Below are 17,049 nucleotides of genomic sequence, written 5' to 3'. Positions count from 1 at the left end.
GCACGGGCACCCTGATGCCTGCCGAGGCCGACGCGGCATGCCACCATCGTGCGGGCGGTGACCAGTGATACGAGAGCAAGAAGAGGCGATGAAGCAGCAGGGTGTGCACCCCGAGGACGCCGAGGGCACCTCTGACTCTTCGTCGCGCCCGGACACCGCCGACGACAGCGGCGGGAAGGCCGGCCGGCGTGCCGCGGCAGGCAGGTCGGCCACAGCCGCCGATCCCGACGACGTGGCGCACATCGACGAGGTGGAGGGCGACGAACCACTCCTCCCCGCGCGCGTGCACCGTCCCTCCGACCTCATGCGGCTGCTGGTGGGCGTGCTCGCCGTCGCCGTACTCCTCGCCGTGGCCGCCTTCGCGCACGGCACCACCTCCGGCCTCGAACAGGACATCAACAAGGGCACCGGGCAGGCTCCCGACCTGCTGATCAAGATCGCGGGGCTGGCCTCCAGCATCGCGATCCTCCTGGTGCCCGTCGCCTTCGCGATCGAACGGCTGATCAAACGGGACGGGCTGCGGATCGCCGACGGCGTACTGGCGGCGGTCCTCGCGCACGGGGTGACCCTGGCCACGGACCTGTGGGTCGCCAAGGCCGCCCCGGGATCCATCCAGGAGGCGCTCACCCAGCCGTCGCCGGGCGACATCCACGCGCTGACCGACCCCGTGCACGGCTATCTGGCGCCGGTCATCGCGTACATGACCGCGGTCGGCATGTCCCGCAGACCACGCTGGCGCGCGGTGCTGTGGATCGTGCTGCTCCTCGACGCGTTCTCGATGCTCGTCACCGGCTACACCACGCCGTTCTCGATCATTCTGACCGTCCTCATCGGCTGGACCGTGGCCTACGGCACGCTGTACGCGGTCGGCTCCCCCAACGTCCGGCCCACCGGACGGACGCTGATGGCGGGCCTGCGGCACGTCGGCTTCCGCCCGGTGACCGCCGCCCGCCAGGAAGCGCCGACGGACACCGCGGAGACCGGCGACCGCGGCCGCCGCTACTTCGTCACACTGGAGGACGGCCGGCCGCTGGATGTGACGGTAGTGGACCGGGAGCAGCAGGCGCAGGGCTTCTTCTACCGCGCGTGGCGCAATCTGACGCTGCGCGGCTTCGCCACCCGCAGCAGCCTCCCGTCCCTGCGGCAGGCCCTGGAGCAGGAGGCGCTGCTCGCCTACGCGGCGATCGGCGCCGGCGCCAACGCCCCCAAGCTGATCGCGACGTCCGAGCTGGGGCCCGACGCCGTGATGCTCGTCTACGAGCACACCGGTGGGCGCACGCTCGACTCCCTGCCCGACGAGGAGATCACCGACGAACTGCTGCGCGACACGTGGGAGCAGGTCCAGGCGCTGCAGTCCCGGCGCATCGCGCACCGCAGGCTGGTGGGCGACGCGATCCTGGTGGATCGTTCCGGCACGGTGATCCTCACCGACCTGCGCATCGGCGAGATCGCCGCCGGAGACCTGCTGCTGCGCATGGACATCTCCCAGCTCCTGGTGACGCTCGGCCTGCGGGTGGGCGCCGAACGCGCGGTCGCCTCGGCGGTGGATGTGCTCGGTCCCGACGCCGTGGCGGACTGCCTGCCGATGCTCCAGCCCATCGCGCTCAGCCGCTCCACACGCGCGACGCTGCGCAGACTCGCGCGGGAACGCGCCGAGCGCGAGCGTGAGGCGGTCCTGGAGTCGTCCCGGCAGGCCAAGCTTGCCCGTGCCGAGGCGGCCGCCGGGGAGGACGCGGGCGACGCACCCGAGAAGAGCGTCCAGCTCACCAAGACGGAGGACACCAGCAAGGCCGAAAAGGCGGACAAGTCAGATAAGCCCGACAAGAAGGCCGCACGTGCGGAACAGCGGGCCGAGAAGCGGGCCGTGGAAGAGGCGCTGGAGGAGGCGCGCGAGGAGGACCTGCTCACCCTGATCCGGCACGCGGTACTGCGCATCAGGCCGCAGGCTCCCGTCGAGCCCGCCCGGCTGGAACGGGTGCGTCCGCGCACGCTGATCAGCTTCATCGCCGGGGCGATCGGCGCCTACTTCCTGCTGACGCAGCTCACCCACATCGAGTTCGGTCCGCTGATCTCGAACGCCCAGTGGGGCTGGGTGGCCGCGGCCGTGCTGTTCTCGGCGGCGAGTTACATCGCGGCGGCGATGGCCCTGCTGGGCTTCGTACCCGAGCGGGTGCCGTTCCTGCGGACCGTGGCCGCGCAGGTCGCCGGCTCGTTCGTGAAGATCGTCGCCCCGGCGGCGGTCGGCGGCGTGGCGCTGAACACCCGTTTCCTCCAGCGGGCGGGCGTGCGCCCAGGGCTCGCCGTGGCGAGTGTCGGGGCCTCCCAGTTGTTCGGGCTCGGCTGCCACATCCTGATGCTGCTGGCCTTCGGCTATCTGACCGGCACCGAGAAGACGCCGTCGCTGTCTCCGTCCCGGACGGTCATCGCGGGTCTGCTGACCGTGGCGGTGCTCGTGCTCGTGGTGACCTCGGTGCCGTTCCTGCGCAAATTCGTCGTCACGCGCGTGCGGTCGCTTTTCGCCGGAGTCGTGCCGCGCATGCTGGACGTGCTGCAGCGGCCGCAGAAACTGATCACCGGCATCGGCGGCATGCTGCTGCTCACCGCCTGCTTCGTGATGTGCCTGGACGCCTCGATCCGGGCGTTCGGCGACGACTCGACGTCCATCAGCCTGGCGAGCGTCGCGGTCGTCTTCCTCGCGGGCAACGCCCTGGGGTCCGCCGCGCCGACGCCGGGCGGTGTGGGCGCGGTCGAGGCGACGCTGACGGTCGGCCTGATCGCCGTCGGCCTCCCCAAGGAGGTCGCCGCACCCGCGGTGCTGCTCTACCGGCTGCTCACTCTGTGGCTGCCGGTACTGCCGGGCTGGCTGATGTTCAACCACCTGACGCGGAAAGAGGCGCTGTAGCCCGCGCGTCAACCCGCCCGTCCCTCGTACGGCCCCTGCCCCGAGCGCACCGCCCGGCGCGACCGCACGATGGACGCATGCCGAATCCCTCCCGGCTGCGCGCCGCCGCCCTGACCGCCACCGCCGTCACGCTGTCCGCCCTGCTGGCAGGGTGCGGCGGCGGTTCGCCCAAGGACGACGAGAACCTCTCGGAACAGAGGCTCAGCTGGAAGGACTGCCCGGCACCTTCCGAGGCCGAGGGCGGCGGCGCCGCCCCCTCCCCGCTGCCGGACGGCGACGAGTGGCAGTGCGCCACCATGAAGGCGCCCCTCGACTACGACGACCCCGAGGGCGACACGATCGGCCTCGCGCTGATCCGGGCCGAGTCGAGCGGCGCGGCCGACGCGCAGATCGGCTCGCTGATCTTCAACTTCGGCGGCCCCGGCGGATCGGGCGTGACCACGCTGCCCGCCTTCGGGCAGGACTACGCGAAGCTGCGCACGCGCTACGACCTGGTCAGCTTCGACCCGCGCGGCGTCGGCCGCAGTGCCACGGTGGAGTGCTTGGACGACAAGCGGCTCGACACCTACTTCCAGCAGGACGCCACCCCCGACGACGCGGCCGAGCGCACCGAGTTGGTGGACAACACGGAGAAGTTCAACGCGGCCTGCGAGAAGAACTCGAAGAAGGTCCTCCCGCACGTGCCCACCACCGACGCGGCCCGCGACATGGACCTGATGCGCCAGGTCCTCGGCGACGACAAGCTGTACTACTTCGGCATCTCCTACGGCACCGAACTCGGCGGCGTCTACGCCCACCTGTTCCCGAAGAAGGTGGGCCGGGCCGTCTTCGACGCGGTCGTCGACCCCACGCAGACCCCGGAACAGGGCTCGCTCGGACAGGCCGAGGGCTTCCAGCTCGCGCTCGACAACTTCGCCGAGGACTGCGTGTCCCAGGTCGAGGACTGTCCGATCGGGGACACCGCCGACGACGTCAAGTCCCGTATCGCCCGGCTGCTGAAGGACCTGGACCGCAAACCGATCCCCGGCATCTTTCCCCGCGAGCTCACCGAGACCGCGGCGACCGGCGGCATCGCACAGGCGCTGTACTCGAAGGACTTCTGGGAGTACCTCACCGAGGGCCTGGAGCAGGCCTACGACGGTGACGGCCGGGTCCTCATGGTGCTGTCGGACGCGTTGAACGGGCGCAACGAGAACGGCCAGTACAGCAACATCACCGCGGCCAACGTCGCGATCAACTGCGCCGACGACAAGCCCCGGTACGACACCGCCTACGTGGAAAGCAAGCTGCCCGAATTCCGGAAGGCGTCCCCGCTGTTCGGCGACTTCCTCGCCTGGTCCATGCTCAGCTGCACCGACTGGGCGGTGGCCGGCGCCGCCGACCATCCGGACGTCAGCGCCCCGGGTGCGCCGCCGATCCTGGTGATCGGCAACACCGGCGACCCGGCGACGCCCTACGAGGGAGCCGGGAGGATGGCCGAGGCGCTTGGGAAGGGTGTCGGTGTGGAACTGACCTACAAGGGCCAGGGCCACGGTGCCTACGACAGCAAGAACAAGTGCGTGCGGAACGCGGTGGACGGCTACCTGCTGGATGGGAAGGTACCCGCGGCCGGTACCGTCTGCAGCTGACCGCAACATCGCCCCAGGACTGGGAAAACGCCAGGTCAAAGCGTTATCCACAGGCTTCGGCGGGCGCTGCGTGATCCGCCTACCATGGCATGACCGCCATCCGCCGCACGGCGCGGACGGCTTGCGTGGGGGGAGAGGACATGGCGCGACTCGTACGGTGGACGGCTCTGACGGCCGCCGCCGCACTGCTGACGGCGGGCTGCAGCGACGGCTCGTCCGACGAGGACAGGGACGACGGGGGCCGGAGCAGCGCGGGGCCCTCGGCGGCGGCACCGTCCGGGGTGCCCGAGGCGCTGGCCTCCCAGTCGCTGGACTGGGGCCGCTGCAAAGGCACCGCCGACTCCCCCGCGCCGGGCGGCGACTGGCAGTGCGCCAAGCTCAAGGCGCCACTGGACTGGTCCGACCCGGACGGCGAGACCATCGACCTCGCGCTGATCCGGGCCAAGGCCAAGGGCGAGAAGCGCATCGGCTCCCTGCTGTTCAACTTCGGCGGCCCGGGCGGCTCCGGCGTCTCCATGATGCCGTCCTACGGCGAGAGCGTCTCCTCACTGCACGAGCGGTACGACCTGGTGAGCTGGGACCCGCGCGGGGTGGCCGCCAGCGAGGGCGTCCGCTGCCGCACCGACGAGGCGATCGAGGCGGCCGAGGCGGTGGACTCCACGCCGGACACCGCGACCGAGGAACAGGCGTATCTGAAGGACGCGGCCGACTTCGGCAAGGGCTGCCAGAAGGCCGCCGGCAAGCTGATGGCGCACGTCTCGACCACGGACACGGCCCGCGACATGGACCTGATGCGCCATGTACTGGGCGACGAGAAGATGCACTACTTCGGCATCTCGTACGGCACCGAACTCGGCGGGGTGTACGCCCACCTGTTCCCGAAGCGGGTGGGCCGCGTGATCCTCGACGCCGTCGTGGACCCGGGCGCCGACACGATGGGCCACGCCGAGAACCAGGCCAGGGGCTTCCAGCGGGCGCTGGACGACTACTTGAAGTCGACCGGGCAGGAACCCGGGCAGGGATCGCGGAAGATCGCCGCCCTGCTGGAGCGGCTGGACGCGGAGCCCCTGCCGACGTCGTCGTCGGGACGGAAGCTGACGCAGACGCTCGCGCTCACCGGCATCGTGCTGCCGCTCTACAGCAAGACCAGTTGGCCGTCCCTGACCAGCGCGCTGGCGGCGGCCGAGGAGGGCGACGGCTCGGAGCTGCTCGCACTCGCCGACGGCTACAACGAACGGGACGACTCGGGGCGCTACGGCACGACGCCCCACTCCCAACGGGTCATATCGTGCCTGGACGACAAGCAGCGGCCGACCGTGGAGGAGACGAAGGCCCTGCTGCCGAGGTTCGAGAAGGTCTCGCCGGTCTTCGGAGCCTTCCTGGGCTGGGACACGGCCGGCTGGTGTCACGACTGGCCCGTTCCCGGACAGCACGAGACCCCGGAGGTGAGCGCGGCCGGCGCGGCCCCGATCCTGGTGGTCGGCAACACCGGCGACCCGGCCACGCCCTACGAGGGGGCCCGCAGGATGGCGGACGAGCTGGGCAAGGACGTCGGTGTGATGCTCACCTGGAAGGGCGAGGGGCACGGGGCGTACGGGAGCGGGAGCGACTGTGTCGACTCCGCGGTGGACACCTACCTGCTGAAGGGGACGGTGCCCGAGGACGGCAAGGTCTGCTCATGACGACGGCGGGGGCTTCGGGCGCCCGTGGTGCGCGAAACCCCCGCCGTCCGGAAGACCAGCTTCGGTCAGTGGACGAGCTCCGGTCAGTAGACCGGCTTCGCCGGCTCGATCTGGTTGACCCAGCCGATCACACCGCCGCCGACGTGGACGGCGTCCGAGAAGCCCGCGGACTTCAGGACCGCCAGGACTTCCGCACTGCGGACACCCGTCTTGCAGTTCAAGACGATCTTCTTGTCCTGCGGCAGGCTCTCCAGGGCGGAGCCCATGAGGAACTCGTTCTTCGGGATCAGCCTGGCGCCCGGGATGGAGACGATCTCGAACTCGTTCGGCTCGCGGACGTCGATGAGCTCGATGTTCTCGCCGTCGTCCATCCACTCCTTGAGCTGCTTGGGAGTGATCGTGGAGTCGGCGGCCGCCGCCTGGGCCTCCTCGGACACGACGCCGCAGAAGGCCTCGTAGTCGATGAGCTCGGTGACGGTCGGGTTCTCGCCGCAGACCGCGCAGTCGGGGTCCTTGCGGACCTTGACCTGGCGGTACTGCATCTCCAGGGCGTCGTAGATCATCAGACGGCCGAGCAGCGGCTCGCCGATGCCCGCGAGGAGCTTGATGGCCTCGTTGGTCTGGATGGAGCCGATGGACGCGCACAGCACGCCCAGGACGCCGCCCTCGGCGCAGGAGGGGACCATACCGGGGGGCGGGGGCTCCGGGTAGAGGCAGCGGTAGCACGGACCGTGCTCGGACCAGAAGACGGACGCCTGGCCGTCGAAGCGGTAGATCGAGCCCCAGACGTAGGGCTTGTTCAGCAGCACACAGGCGTCGTTGACCAGATAGCGGGTCGCGAAGTTGTCCGTACCGTCGACGATCAGGTCGTACTCGCTGAAGATGTCCATCACGTTGTCGGCCTCGAGCCGCTCCTCGTGAAGGATCACGTTCACGTACGGGTTGATGCCCTTGATGGTGTCGTGGGCGGACTCGGCCTTCGAGCGGCCGATGTCGGCCTGGCTGTGGATGACCTGCCGCTGCAGGTTGGACTCGTCGACCTCGTCGAACTCGACGATGCCGAGCGTGCCGACACCGGCTGCCGCCAGGTACATCAGGGTCGGCGACCCGAGGCCGCCCGCGCCCACGGCGAGCACCTTGGCGTTCTTCAGCCGCTTCTGCCCGTCCATCCCCACGTCGGGGATGATCAGGTGGCGGGAGTACCTGCGGACCTCGTCTACGGTGAGCTCGGCGGCCGGCTCGACCAGGGGTGGCAGCGACACGGGGACTCCGTTGGTCGGTCAGTGATTACGGTTGCTCTGCCAGTAACACTGCCACGGCCTTTTTCATTCCGAGACACCCGTCCCGACCCGCGAGACGATTTCGTCCCAGTAGCCGGGCATCGTCTCCCAGGGGTCCACCCGGCCGCCCAGGTTCGTGCGGTCGGTGAAGTAGATCGTCGCGGCACCCTGCCAGCGGGCGATGCGCAGCGCCTCCTCCAGGTGCCTGCGCGGCACGCCGTGGACGAAGTGGCAGAAGCGCTCGGGCGGGTGGTCGGCGCTCCAGTCGGCCGCCTGGGACCAGCGGTAGTCGGCCCAGGTGCCGGAGAAGGTGACGAGTTGGTCGGCGTTCTCGGCGTAGCCGGGGTAGGGGTGGGTGCCGTGGCCGAGGACGATGTGGGCGTTGTCACGGATCACGCGGAGCGTGCCGACCGTGCGGCGGACCTCTGGGAGGGCGGCCCGGTCGGACGGGCAGCGGTCGAGGAGGAAGCCGTCGACCTGGTACCAGTCGAGATACCGGTGGGCCTCGGAGACCTGATCGCCGAGGCTTCGTGCCCCGTACGCGGCGTCGACGTGGCCCAGGACGCGGACTCCCGCGTTGCGCAGGCGGCCGGCGGCCTCCAGGCAGCGCGGGTCGGGGTGGGCGCCGGGGCCGTCGGAGATGTTGAGGACGACCCAGTGCAGGGGTGTGCCCGGGCAGGTGAGGCCGGCCCACTCGTCGGGGGCGACGAGGGGGTGGGCCAGCCCGGGGACGCCGAGGCCGGTGCGTATGCCGGTGCTCGCGGTGCCCGTCCTCGTGCTGGTCAGATACGACATGCCGCCTCCATCCAGATGTCCGCGAGGGACTCTTCGAGACCGATCCGGGGCCGCCAGCCGAGCCGGTCGCGTGCGGTGCGCACATCGGCCTGCTGCCAGCTGCCGCAGCCGTCCGGGTAGGGGTAGGCGACCGGCGCGGCGTGCTCGGTGTCGGCGCGGTCACCGCGGTGCCCGAGGGGTTCCGGACGGTGGTGGCCGAGGGCGTCGGCGCGGTGGTGGCCCAGGGCGTCGACGCGGTGCCCGGCGGATTCGGTGCGGGGGTGGCCGATGGTCGGCCGCAGCGCGCCGGGCGGTCCGTCGAGTTCGTGCAGGGCGCCGCCGTAGCCGGCCACGCGCGCGAGGGTGGCGGCGGCGTCGCGCAGGCGGACGGCGCGGCCGGAGCCGATGTTGATGACGCCCTGGGCGGCGGAGAGCGAGGCGGCGTGCACGGCGCGGGCGACGTCGCGGACGTCGATGAAGTCGCGCTGGGCACCGAGGCCGCCGAGCCGCAGCTCACCGTCGCCGGACTGCATCGCGCGGCGCATGGCCTCGGCGAGGCGGCCCAGTGGGGAGCCGGCGGGGGTGCCGGGTCCTGCGGGTGAGAAGACGCGGAGGACGACGGCGTCCAGGCCGGAGCCGAGGACCAGTTCGGTCGCGGCGAGTTTGCTCACCCCGTAGGGGCCGCCGGGGCGGGGCACGGCGTCCTCGGCCGTGGAGGAGCCGGGCTGGCTGGGCCCGTACTCCGCGCTGCAGCCGACCTGCACCAGCCGGGCACCGCACCCGCTGCGGCGCAGGGCCTCGCAGACGGTGGCGACGGCGACGGTGTTGTGCCGGGTGAGTTCGCGGGCGCCGCCCCGGGTGGCGCCGGCGCAGTTGACGACGACGCCGGGGTGGACCGCGTCCAGGAAGCGGGTGAGGGCGCCGGGGCTGCCGCTGGCGAGGTCGAAGCGGACGTCGGCGTCGTCACCGCGGCCGAGAGCGGTGAGCTGGACGGCCGGGTCGGCGAGGAGGCGGTCGGCGACGAAGCGTCCGATGTAGCCGTTGGCTCCGATCAGCAGGACTCTCATCGGACGGCTCCCGGTGCCGAGGCGTCGGGTCGGGAGGTGGTCATCTGGGGGCTCCTTCAGGGGGTGTTGCGGACATGTGGAGGGCTGCCGGGAGCGTGCTCATCCCGGCCGTTCCGTCGCTGCGCCGGCATGGGCGTGGGCGTGGGCGGACGCCCTGGTCAGGCGGCGGGACGCGTGCACCAGGAGGGTCAGCGCGCCGATGCCGCAGGCCGCCGTGGGAACACCGGCCGGGCCGCAGACGGCGACCACGGTCTCCACGGGGACGGCCAGGAAGTCACAGCCGGGGAGGCGGCCGGCGAAGAGCGTTGCGAGGGCGGCTCCCTCGGCGGCGGCCGTGGCGGTGAGGACGAGCGTGGCGGAGTGGGCGTGGCCGTGCACGGTGAGCAGCCGGGCGAGCAGCAGCAGGGCGCCCAGGGCGAGGGCCTGGGGGTGGGCCGCGGGCTCGTCCAGGACCGCGCCGGTCAGTGTGAGCAGGGCCGTCAGCGCGCCCATGTACAGGGCGAAGGTGCCGAGCAGGAGGGGGCGTACGGAGGCGGAGAAGTCGGCGAGGCCACGGCTGGACGTCAGTTTGCGCCGGGCGCGCACGGCGAAGAGGTGGGCGCTGACCGCCGCGGGCGCGCAGGACAGCGCGAGCGCCACGACGGGGGCCACGGTGACGGGCCACGCGCCGTCGGCCGTGCCGTCCGGCAGGGCGTCGGGGCCGCCGGCGAGGGCGGTGCGCAGGAGTCCGTCGCCGAGGAGGGCGTAGCCGACCAGCCAGCAGGTCCAGGTACCGGTGGTGCGGGTGGCGGCGCTCAGCGGCCCTCGGCGCAGTGCCGCGCGCAGCGCCAGTGTCACGGCGAGCGCGCCGACGGCGGCGGCGATCAGGCGCGGCCGGCCGTCGGTGAGGCGCAGGCCGGCCACGGCGGCGGCGCACAGAACGCCGGGCAGCAGGGCGAGCACGATCCAGGCTGCGCGGATCCTCGGTGCCGGCGGGTCCGTGGGGCGCGGCGCCGGGTCGTCGTCGCGCGGGACGCGGGCGTACATCTCCTCCGCGAGGGAGAAGACGTCCCGGTGCCGGAAGCGTGCGGCGGTCCGGTCGGTGACGCCGTGCGCCTCCAGGCCGGCCGCGATCTCCAGCGGGTCCACGGCGCGTTCGCACAGTTCGCGGTGGCGGTGCATCAGGGCCTTCACGGGGTCCGCGGCGGACCGGCGGGCACGGGTGGGCGACTGCCGGTCGTGCGCGGGCGACCCGACGCCCGCGCCACGGCTCCCGCCCCCAGCCGTCTCCCCCTCAGCCGTCCCACCCCGCTCCCCACCGACGTCCGTCAGGGGCTGGTCGGTCAGAGACCGGCGTGAGCGTTCGTCCCAGGCGCCCGGGCTGCCGGGTGTCTCGGGTCGGTCCAGTTCGCCGAGGCCGCTCATCGGGACGCTCCCTCGGTCGCGGCGGAGACGGGGGCCGTGGCCGCGACGGGTGCGTCCGTCGCCCAGCCGGGGCCGCCGCGGACGGCGATCCGGGCCGCGGGGTCGGCCCATCGGCCGGGGACGTGGGCCTCGGCCGGTACGCCGAACGGCAGGGGTTCGCCCATGTCGTCGAGGAGGACGCGCCGTACCGGTGTGCACGAGAGGATCTCCAGGTAAATGCCGTGAAATGCCGCGACGTTCTGCTCGACGGTGAACAGCTCCAGTGCGCGGGCGCGCGCGGCGGCTCCGAGGCGCTCGCGGCGCTCGGGGTCACGCAGCAGGGCGACGCACGCCTCGGCGAGCGCCCTCGGATTGCGCGGGGGCACGACGAGTCCGGTGCCGCCGATGGCCTCCACCACCGCGCCGACGTCCGTGGACACGGTCGCCCGACCGCAGAACATGGCCTCGACCAGCCCGGCCGGGAATCCCTCGACGACGCTCGAGAGCACCACCAGGGCGGCGGAGGCGTACGCGTCGGCGCGGGACGGCAGTTCCGGTCCGCCGGTCTCCTCGAAGGACACCGGGTTGCGGCCGACGGCGTGCGGACCGTCGGCCTCGTCGGGGAAGAGCTGTGCGGCCAGGCCCTCGCAGTGGGCGAGGTAGGCCGCGCCCTCGGGGCCGGACGGCGTGCCGACGACCCGCAGGCGCGCCCCGGGCTCGGCCCTGCGGATCTCCGCGAAGGCGTGCAGCAGCGAGACCAGGTCCTTCGCCGGCTCGACGCGGCCGACCCAGACGAGGGTCTGCGGATCGGCGCACTCCGGCGACTCCCCCGCCTCGGCGAAGGGCGCGGCGTCCATGCCCGGGTGGACCGTGCGGAGCTTGGCACGGTCGGCACCGCAGCGTTCCTGCCAGCGGCGGGCGTGCGTGTTGCCGGGTGTGATCACGGCCGCGCGCCGGTAGGTCTCGGCGGCCAGCCGGCCGTGGAACGCGGCCAGCAGGGTCCGTATCGACGGCGGGGCGTCGGGTTCCGTGAGGTAGTGCGTGCGCAGCCGGACGCCGTACTCGGTCACCAGCAGGGGCACGTCGCAGAAGTGGCGGGCGAGCAGGCCGGGCAGGGCGGCCGGGCCGCCGGAGGCCGCGTGGCACAGGTCCACGGCGCCGAGGCCGTCGTCCTCGTACCAGTCGAGCGACAGGGGGCGCAGGGCGCGTTCGAGGCGCGCGGCGACGGTGAGCAGATCGGGGACGCGCGCCTCGCGGGCGGAGCGGTGGGCGCCGGGCGCGCGACAGGCGCGTTCCAGGGCGCGTACGGCGGTGTCCGACCGGAGTGCGGCGGGCAGCCCGCCCTCGTCGCGGGCGAGTTCGGCGAGGCCGTACAGAGCGCTGGCGAAACGGTCCGCCTCTAGGGCCGACGCCTCCTCCGAGGCCGCGGAGGGATCTCCGGGTGCGGCCGTGCACAGGGCGGCGGCGAACTCGCCGTAGCACTCGGCGAAGCGCCGGCGCGCGCGCCGTCCGAGCACGATCCGGTCGTCCCCGGCCTCCCACAGCGAGGCGGTGCGCACCCGGCCGACCTGCGGCGGCAGCGGCACCCACCCCTCGGCTTCCTGGTGCTCGCTGCTGCTGAGCGCGTAGACGTCGAACTCGTGCCGGGCCAGCCCGCGCACGAGCCGGTCGCACCAGAGTCCGGCCTCACCGCTCACATACGGATAGCCACCCTCCGTAAGCAGTCCGATGCGCACGCGCGCACCCCCGATCTCCCGTTTGGGGAGCCGCCGTTGGCCCGGCGGCTCGCAGCGGGACGAACGTATGCGGACAAGGCGGTGGCGTGATGGACGGTTGTCCGTCGCGCCACCAAAAGGGGTGAACGGTCGTAACTTTCCCGTGCGGGGCGCGTTCCGTCGCGCTAAGAGATCACGGAGTCACCGCGTGTGACACTTCGGCCAAGCCCGGTGGTCGCCGTCGCGGGGCCCGGTCAGCCGTTCGGGAAGGCCCAGGGGTTGGGGCGGCAGTCGATCCCGTCGTGGTCGACGAACTTGGTCTGCTGCTGCATGACCGGGGCGAGTTCGCCGTCCTTGTCGCAGGTGACGTGGTTGAAGCCGAGGCGGTGGCCGACCTCGTGATTGATCAGCATCTGGCGGTACGCGAGCATCGCGTCACCGTAGGGCTCCGCGCCCTGCGCCCACCGGTAGGCGTTGATCATAATGCGTTCGGTGGCGGCGGAGTCGCAGGAGACGGTGTCCTCGGTCGTGTCCAGGCCGGACTTGGCGCACCAGTCGGCGGTGGTGCCGGGGCTGGCCAGCGTGATCACGAAGTCGGGCTGCCCCGAGTGGATGCGCTCGAAGGTGCGGGCGCCGTCGTGGGCCCAGCTCCGCTCGTCGTTGAGGGTCTTCTGCACGGCCTCGGCGAAGAGGTCGCCGTCGAGACCGAGCCCCCGTTCGACGTCCACACGGTAGGTGTACTTCTGTCCCTTCCCGGGCGCCTTGGCGATGCCGGGGATCGCGTCGAACTTCCCCGACGCCTTGAGCTTGGGGCTGAGCGGGTACCTCTTGCCGAACTTCTGCTCGTACGTCAGTGGTGCGGCGGCCTCGGGCGCGGAGGGTGTCGGCCGTTCGTCATCGCGGGACGCGGAGTCGTGGGCGTCGCGGGCCTGGCCGGAAGCCGACTGCGACCGCGTACCGCCGTCTCCGTCCGCCCCGTCGGCGACCTGGCCGGCCACGACCACCGCCAGCACGGTGGTGACGGCGGCCGCGGCGATGCCGGTGAACGCCCTGCCCTTGCCGCCCTTGGCCGGCGCGGGCTCGCCCGTGGGCGGGGCGTCGTCGTCGCCGTCGTCCACGCCCGGTCCGGCGTCCGCGCCGAGTCGGCCGCCGTCGTCCGCGCTCCAGTCGGTGACGGAGGCGTACGGGTCGGCGGACGGCGCGGGGGCGGGCGTACGGCGCGGAGGACGGGCGGCGAAGACGTCGTCGTCCTCGACGAAGGCGTCCAGGTAGTCCTGGCGCGGCCCGCCCTGAGGTGCCTGTCGCTGCCGCGGGAGGGCCGGGCCCGGCCTGGTGAACCGGTCAGGAGCCGCCGCCCGGCCGCTCAACTCACCCCAGCCGCCGCCCGCTTCACGCTGCTCGGGGTGACCGCCCCGGACTCGCGGCACGCCCTGCGCGGGAGTGCCGTCGGAGAACCTGGGGACGCCGTGCGCGGGCGTGCCGTCGGGGGACCGGGGGACGCCGTGCGCAGGCGTGCCGTCGGGGAATCTGGGAACACCGTGCGCGGGAGTGCCGTCGGGAAACCGCTGGGCCCCGTACGCGGGCGTACCGCCCGGGGCACCCTGCGCACCCGGGAAACCGCGCCCCGGCCCGCCGCCGCCCGGAAGCGTCGGAAATCCATGGGCGGGCGTACCGTCCGGGAACCGTGGATCAAGACCTCGCTCCGGACCCGCGTACCCCTGGGGACCGCGCTGTGGGCTCCGAGGCCCACCCCTCGCCTTGGCGGTGTCCGCGGCGTCGGCCTTGGGGGCGGGTCCACGGCGGCTGTGGCGTCCCACGTCGCGCCTCAGCCTCCTGTGCTCTGGTTGGCGGGTTCGTCGTCGACGATCCCGTCGGTCCGCTCGCCGACCGTCGGCCGCTCGGTGTCCGCGAGGAGTTCGCGGAAGGCCGTGGCCACGGTCTCCGGGTATTCCATCATCGCCACGTGTCCCGCGTCCGGCAGGGTCAGCAGCCGGGAGTCACGGAAGGCATGGACGGCCCGCCGGGCCATGCGGTAGCCGACGAGTTGGTCGCGTCCACCGTAGACCAGCAGGGTCGGTGCGAGAACCCGTTCGGCCTGTCGCCACAGCCCGTACTGGCCACCCAGCGTGTAGGCGTTCACGATCCCGCGCGCGGAACGCGCCATCGCGTCCCAGAAGTACGGCAGCCGCAGCCGCCGCTCCATCTCCTCGACGGCGTTGCGGAAGCCCTCCGGCGACACCAGTCCCGGATCTCCGTAGCAGAGCGCCGTCACACCGCGGACCCGCTGCTCCGCGGTCCACTCCCGGGTGAGCCGGTTGAACAGCGACACCACCCCCGGCAGCGCCAGCAGCCCCGTGGGCACGGCGCTGCGCTGCACGCGGAGCTCCGGCAGCGCGGGCGAGACCAGGGTCAGCGTGCGCACCAGGTCCGGCCGCGCCGCGGCGACCCGCGTGACGACGGCGCCGCCGAGCGAGTTGCCGAAGAGGTGCACGGGGCCGCGCCCGGACGCGTCGACGTACCGGACGACCGCGCGGGCGTGGCCGGTGATCGAGTAGTTGCCGTCGTCCGGCGGCGGGGAGTCGCCGAAGCCGGGCAGGTCGAGCGCCTCGCTCTCGACGACACCGTCCAGCAGCGGCATCAGCGCCGACCAGTTCTGGGAGGAGCCGCCGAGGCCGTGGACGTACAGGGCGGGCGGCAGGCCGTCGCGGAGCGGGCGCGTGGAGCGCACCGTCAGGGTCATGCCGGGCAGGTGCACCGACCTGAGCCGCTCACCTTCGGCGATCTTGACGGCCGCGACCTTCGGCAGCACGTTCGCGGGCGGCACGGAGGGCGGCTCGGAGGACGGCTCGGTCGAAGGCATGCGGCAATGTTACGAGACGATCACGCCGTGACTCGTGTGTCGGCCATCACAAGCGGCGGAGAGCCGGGGACGCGTCCGGCGGACGGTACCGGGCGTGCGCGACGCATGGCGTCCGAATCGGGTGTCTCCTAGGCTCGTGGAGTGGGCACCCGCTTTTGGCCCCCGCATCCCCGGGGACGTTCGTACGAAGGGAGCCCATCATGACCGTCGACCCGACCGATCCCGAGACCTTCGACGCCGAGACACCGGAACCCGAGGAAATCGATGTCGAGGCACCCGACGCCGACGCGGCCGAGCAGCACGCGGACCTCGCGCCGGAGCACGACGACCCGCTCACCGGCGCCGACACCGACCGCGCCAACGAGGCCGACCTGGCCGAACAGGCCCGGGTCGTCTCCAGTGGCGAGGACGACTACCGCTGAGCGTCGAGTGGAAGGAAGGCGCATCTCTGCCCGGCCTGGACCATTTTGAAACCTGTTGTGCGGCTATCGGCACCGTCCGGTCCGTGAAATTCTGCGCTCGCAGCGCACACACCACGGTTACCGAAAAGTACGATGACGACGCGGCGCACACCGCACGAGGACGACTATGGGAGGCGGCGTGACAGCCATCGAGCAGACAGAGGCGGTACGCCCGCGGGGCACACGCCTTCCCCGCCGAGCCCGACGCAACCAGCTGCTGGGCGCCGCACAGGAAGTGTTCGTGGCCCAGGGCTACCACGCGGCCGCGATGGACGACATCGCCGAGCGGGCCGGCGTCAGCAAGCCCGTGCTCTACCAGCACTTCCCTGGCAAGCTCGACCTCTACCTCGCCCTGCTGGACCAGCACTGCGAGGCCCTGATCCAGTCCGTACGCAGCGCGCTCGCCTCGACGACCGACAACAAGCAGCGCGTCCGGGCGACGATGGACGCGTACTTCGCGTACGTCGAGGACGACGGCGGCGCCTTCCGCCTGGTCTTCGAGTCGGACCTGACCAACGAGCCCGCCGTGCGCGAGCGCGTCGACAAGGTCACGAACGAGTGCGCCGAGGCGATCTGCGACGTGATCGCCGAGGACACCGGCCTCTCGCGCGCCGAGTCGATGCTGCTGGCCTCCGGTCTGGGCGGCCTCGCTCAGGTGGTGGCCCGCTCCTGGCTGCACAGCGACCGCAGCGTGCCGCGCGACCAGGCGGTGCAACTGCTGACCTCACTGGCCTGGCGCGGCATCGCCGGTTTCCCGCTGCACGGCACCGAGCAGCACTGACCGGCACGGTACGAAGGGGGCGCGCGGCGGGTCTGTTCCCGCCCGCTGTTCGCTCCTGGCGTTCTCCGACGCACCGTGTACGTCCCCTCACCGGGCTAATGTGTGCTGGGTACGGCGCGGAAGATCGCGCACTTCACTGACCGTCGGAGGGACATAGCCGTGGAGGTCAAGATCGGCGTGCAGCACGCGCCCCGCGAGATCGTTCTGGAGAGCGGTCAGAGTGCCGAGGAAGTCGAGAGTGTGGTGGCCGAGGCACTGGCCGGCAAGTCCCAGCTGCTGAGCCTCGTGGACGAACACGGCCGCAAGGTCCTGGTGCCGGCCGACCGGCTCGCGTACGTCGAGATCGGCGAGCCGTCCCCGCGCAAGGTGGGCTTCGGCGCGCTGTAGCCCGAAAGCGGGACGACGGACGAAGTCGCGGGGGGGGGGGGGCGGGGGGGCGGGGGGCGGGCGCCCGCCCGCCCCCCCCCCGCCGGAGGCGGCGGGCGCGCCCGGAGGGCGGAGCACTGCTAGCCGCCC

General features: G+C 72.4%; 13 protein-coding genes. 6 read left to right on the top strand and 7 right to left on the bottom strand.

Going from position 1 to position 17,049, the window contains the following annotated elements; all coding sequences use genetic code 11:
* Positions 1-88 precede the first annotated feature (88 nt).
* The 3 genes from ACFWR9_RS17855 to ACFWR9_RS17845 all read left to right on the top strand — a co-directional run bounded on the left by ACFWR9_RS17855 (position 89) and on the right by ACFWR9_RS17845 (position 6,212).
* Positions 89-2,902, top strand: a complete 2,814-nt coding sequence (locus tag ACFWR9_RS17855) for a lysylphosphatidylglycerol synthase domain-containing protein (RefSeq protein WP_383842641.1) — start codon at positions 89-91, stop codon at positions 2,900-2,902.
* Positions 2,903-2,979: 77 nt separating this feature from the next.
* Positions 2,980-4,530, top strand: coding sequence for an alpha/beta hydrolase (locus ACFWR9_RS17850; protein ID WP_383842638.1), 1,551 nt, complete (start codon positions 2,980-2,982; stop codon positions 4,528-4,530).
* Positions 4,531-4,670: 140 nt separating this feature from the next.
* Positions 4,671-6,212 (top strand): alpha/beta hydrolase, encoded by a 1,542-nt coding sequence (locus ACFWR9_RS17845; RefSeq protein WP_383842635.1) that lies wholly within the window; start codon positions 4,671-4,673, stop codon positions 6,210-6,212.
* An 83-nt stretch (positions 6,213-6,295) separates the two neighbouring features.
* Here ACFWR9_RS17845 and moeZ read toward each other — a convergent pair whose 3' ends face one another.
* From moeZ to ACFWR9_RS17810, 7 genes are all read right to left on the bottom strand, one after another.
* A complete protein-coding gene (moeZ, locus tag ACFWR9_RS17840) occupies positions 6,296-7,474 on the bottom strand; it encodes an adenylyltransferase/sulfurtransferase MoeZ (RefSeq protein WP_383842632.1) in 1,179 nt (392 codons plus the stop codon).
* A 63-nt stretch (positions 7,475-7,537) separates the two neighbouring features.
* On the bottom strand, positions 7,538-8,287 hold the full coding sequence (locus ACFWR9_RS17835; RefSeq protein ID WP_383842629.1) for a spherulation-specific family 4 protein: 750 nt from the start codon (positions 8,285-8,287) through the stop codon (positions 7,538-7,540).
* Positions 8,275-9,333: an NAD-dependent epimerase/dehydratase family protein gene (locus ACFWR9_RS17830; RefSeq protein WP_376363064.1), complete on the bottom strand. Its 1,059-nt coding sequence runs from the start codon at positions 9,331-9,333 to the stop codon at positions 8,275-8,277. The genes ACFWR9_RS17835 and ACFWR9_RS17830 overlap by 13 nt, the downstream gene beginning before the upstream one ends.
* Before the next feature lie 99 nt (positions 9,334-9,432).
* Positions 9,433-10,737 (bottom strand): hypothetical protein, encoded by a 1,305-nt coding sequence (locus tag ACFWR9_RS17825; RefSeq protein WP_383842626.1) that lies wholly within the window; start codon positions 10,735-10,737, stop codon positions 9,433-9,435.
* Positions 10,734-12,452, bottom strand: a complete 1,719-nt coding sequence (locus tag ACFWR9_RS17820) for a DUF3492 domain-containing protein (RefSeq protein ID WP_383842623.1) — start codon at positions 12,450-12,452, stop codon at positions 10,734-10,736. Before ACFWR9_RS17820 ends, ACFWR9_RS17825 begins: the two co-directional genes overlap by 4 nt.
* Before the next feature lie 233 nt (positions 12,453-12,685).
* Positions 12,686-14,248, bottom strand: coding sequence for a DUF3152 domain-containing protein (locus ACFWR9_RS17815; RefSeq protein ID WP_383842620.1), 1,563 nt, complete (start codon positions 14,246-14,248; stop codon positions 12,686-12,688).
* Between the two features lie 8 nt (positions 14,249-14,256).
* On the bottom strand, positions 14,257-15,291 hold the full coding sequence (locus tag ACFWR9_RS17810; protein WP_383842617.1) for an alpha/beta fold hydrolase: 1,035 nt from the start codon (positions 15,289-15,291) through the stop codon (positions 14,257-14,259).
* 200 nt (positions 15,292-15,491) lie between these two features.
* Here ACFWR9_RS17810 and ACFWR9_RS17805 point away from each other — a divergent pair, with 200 nt between their 5' ends.
* From ACFWR9_RS17805 to ACFWR9_RS17795, 3 genes are all read left to right on the top strand, one after another.
* On the top strand, positions 15,492-15,713 hold the full coding sequence (locus ACFWR9_RS17805) for a hypothetical protein (RefSeq protein ID WP_383842614.1): 222 nt from the start codon (positions 15,492-15,494) through the stop codon (positions 15,711-15,713).
* A gap of 178 nt (positions 15,714-15,891) precedes the next feature.
* Positions 15,892-16,533 (top strand): TetR/AcrR family transcriptional regulator, encoded by a 642-nt coding sequence (locus ACFWR9_RS17800; RefSeq protein ID WP_055418932.1) that lies wholly within the window; start codon positions 15,892-15,894, stop codon positions 16,531-16,533.
* A 159-nt stretch (positions 16,534-16,692) separates the two neighbouring features.
* A complete protein-coding gene (locus ACFWR9_RS17795) occupies positions 16,693-16,920 on the top strand; it encodes a DUF3107 domain-containing protein (protein WP_125492221.1) in 228 nt (75 codons plus the stop codon).
* Positions 16,921-17,049: the final 129 nt, after the last annotated feature.

The sequence above is a fragment of the Streptomyces sp. NPDC058534 genome, from assembly GCF_042717365.1.
Lineage (GTDB): Bacteria > Actinomycetota > Actinomycetes > Streptomycetales > Streptomycetaceae > Streptomyces.
The sequence above is the reverse complement of the archived record's forward strand: the minus strand, read 5'-3'. Positions and strand labels throughout refer to the sequence as shown.

Excerpts from the sequence above, each read along its gene's own strand:
- ACFWR9_RS17855 (WP_383842641.1), top strand. The coding sequence starts at position 89 with ATGAAGCAGCAGGGTGTGCACCCCGAGGACGCCGAGGGCACCTCTGAC.
- ACFWR9_RS17850 (WP_383842638.1), top strand. The coding sequence starts at position 2,980 with ATGCCGAATCCCTCCCGGCTGCGCGCCGCCGCCCTGACCGCCACCGCC.
- ACFWR9_RS17845 (WP_383842635.1), top strand. The coding sequence starts at position 4,671 with ATGGCGCGACTCGTACGGTGGACGGCTCTGACGGCCGCCGCCGCACTG.
- ACFWR9_RS17835 (WP_383842629.1), bottom strand. The coding sequence starts at position 8,287 with ATGTCGTATCTGACCAGCACGAGGACGGGCACCGCGAGCACCGGCATA.
- ACFWR9_RS17830 (WP_376363064.1), bottom strand. The coding sequence starts at position 9,333 with ATGAGAGTCCTGCTGATCGGAGCCAACGGCTACATCGGACGCTTCGTC.
- ACFWR9_RS17825 (WP_383842626.1), bottom strand. The coding sequence starts at position 10,737 with ATGAGCGGCCTCGGCGAACTGGACCGACCCGAGACACCCGGCAGCCCG.
- ACFWR9_RS17810 (WP_383842617.1), bottom strand. The coding sequence starts at position 15,291 with ATGCCTTCGACCGAGCCGTCCTCCGAGCCGCCCTCCGTGCCGCCCGCG.
- ACFWR9_RS17805 (WP_383842614.1), top strand. The coding sequence starts at position 15,492 with ATGACCGTCGACCCGACCGATCCCGAGACCTTCGACGCCGAGACACCG.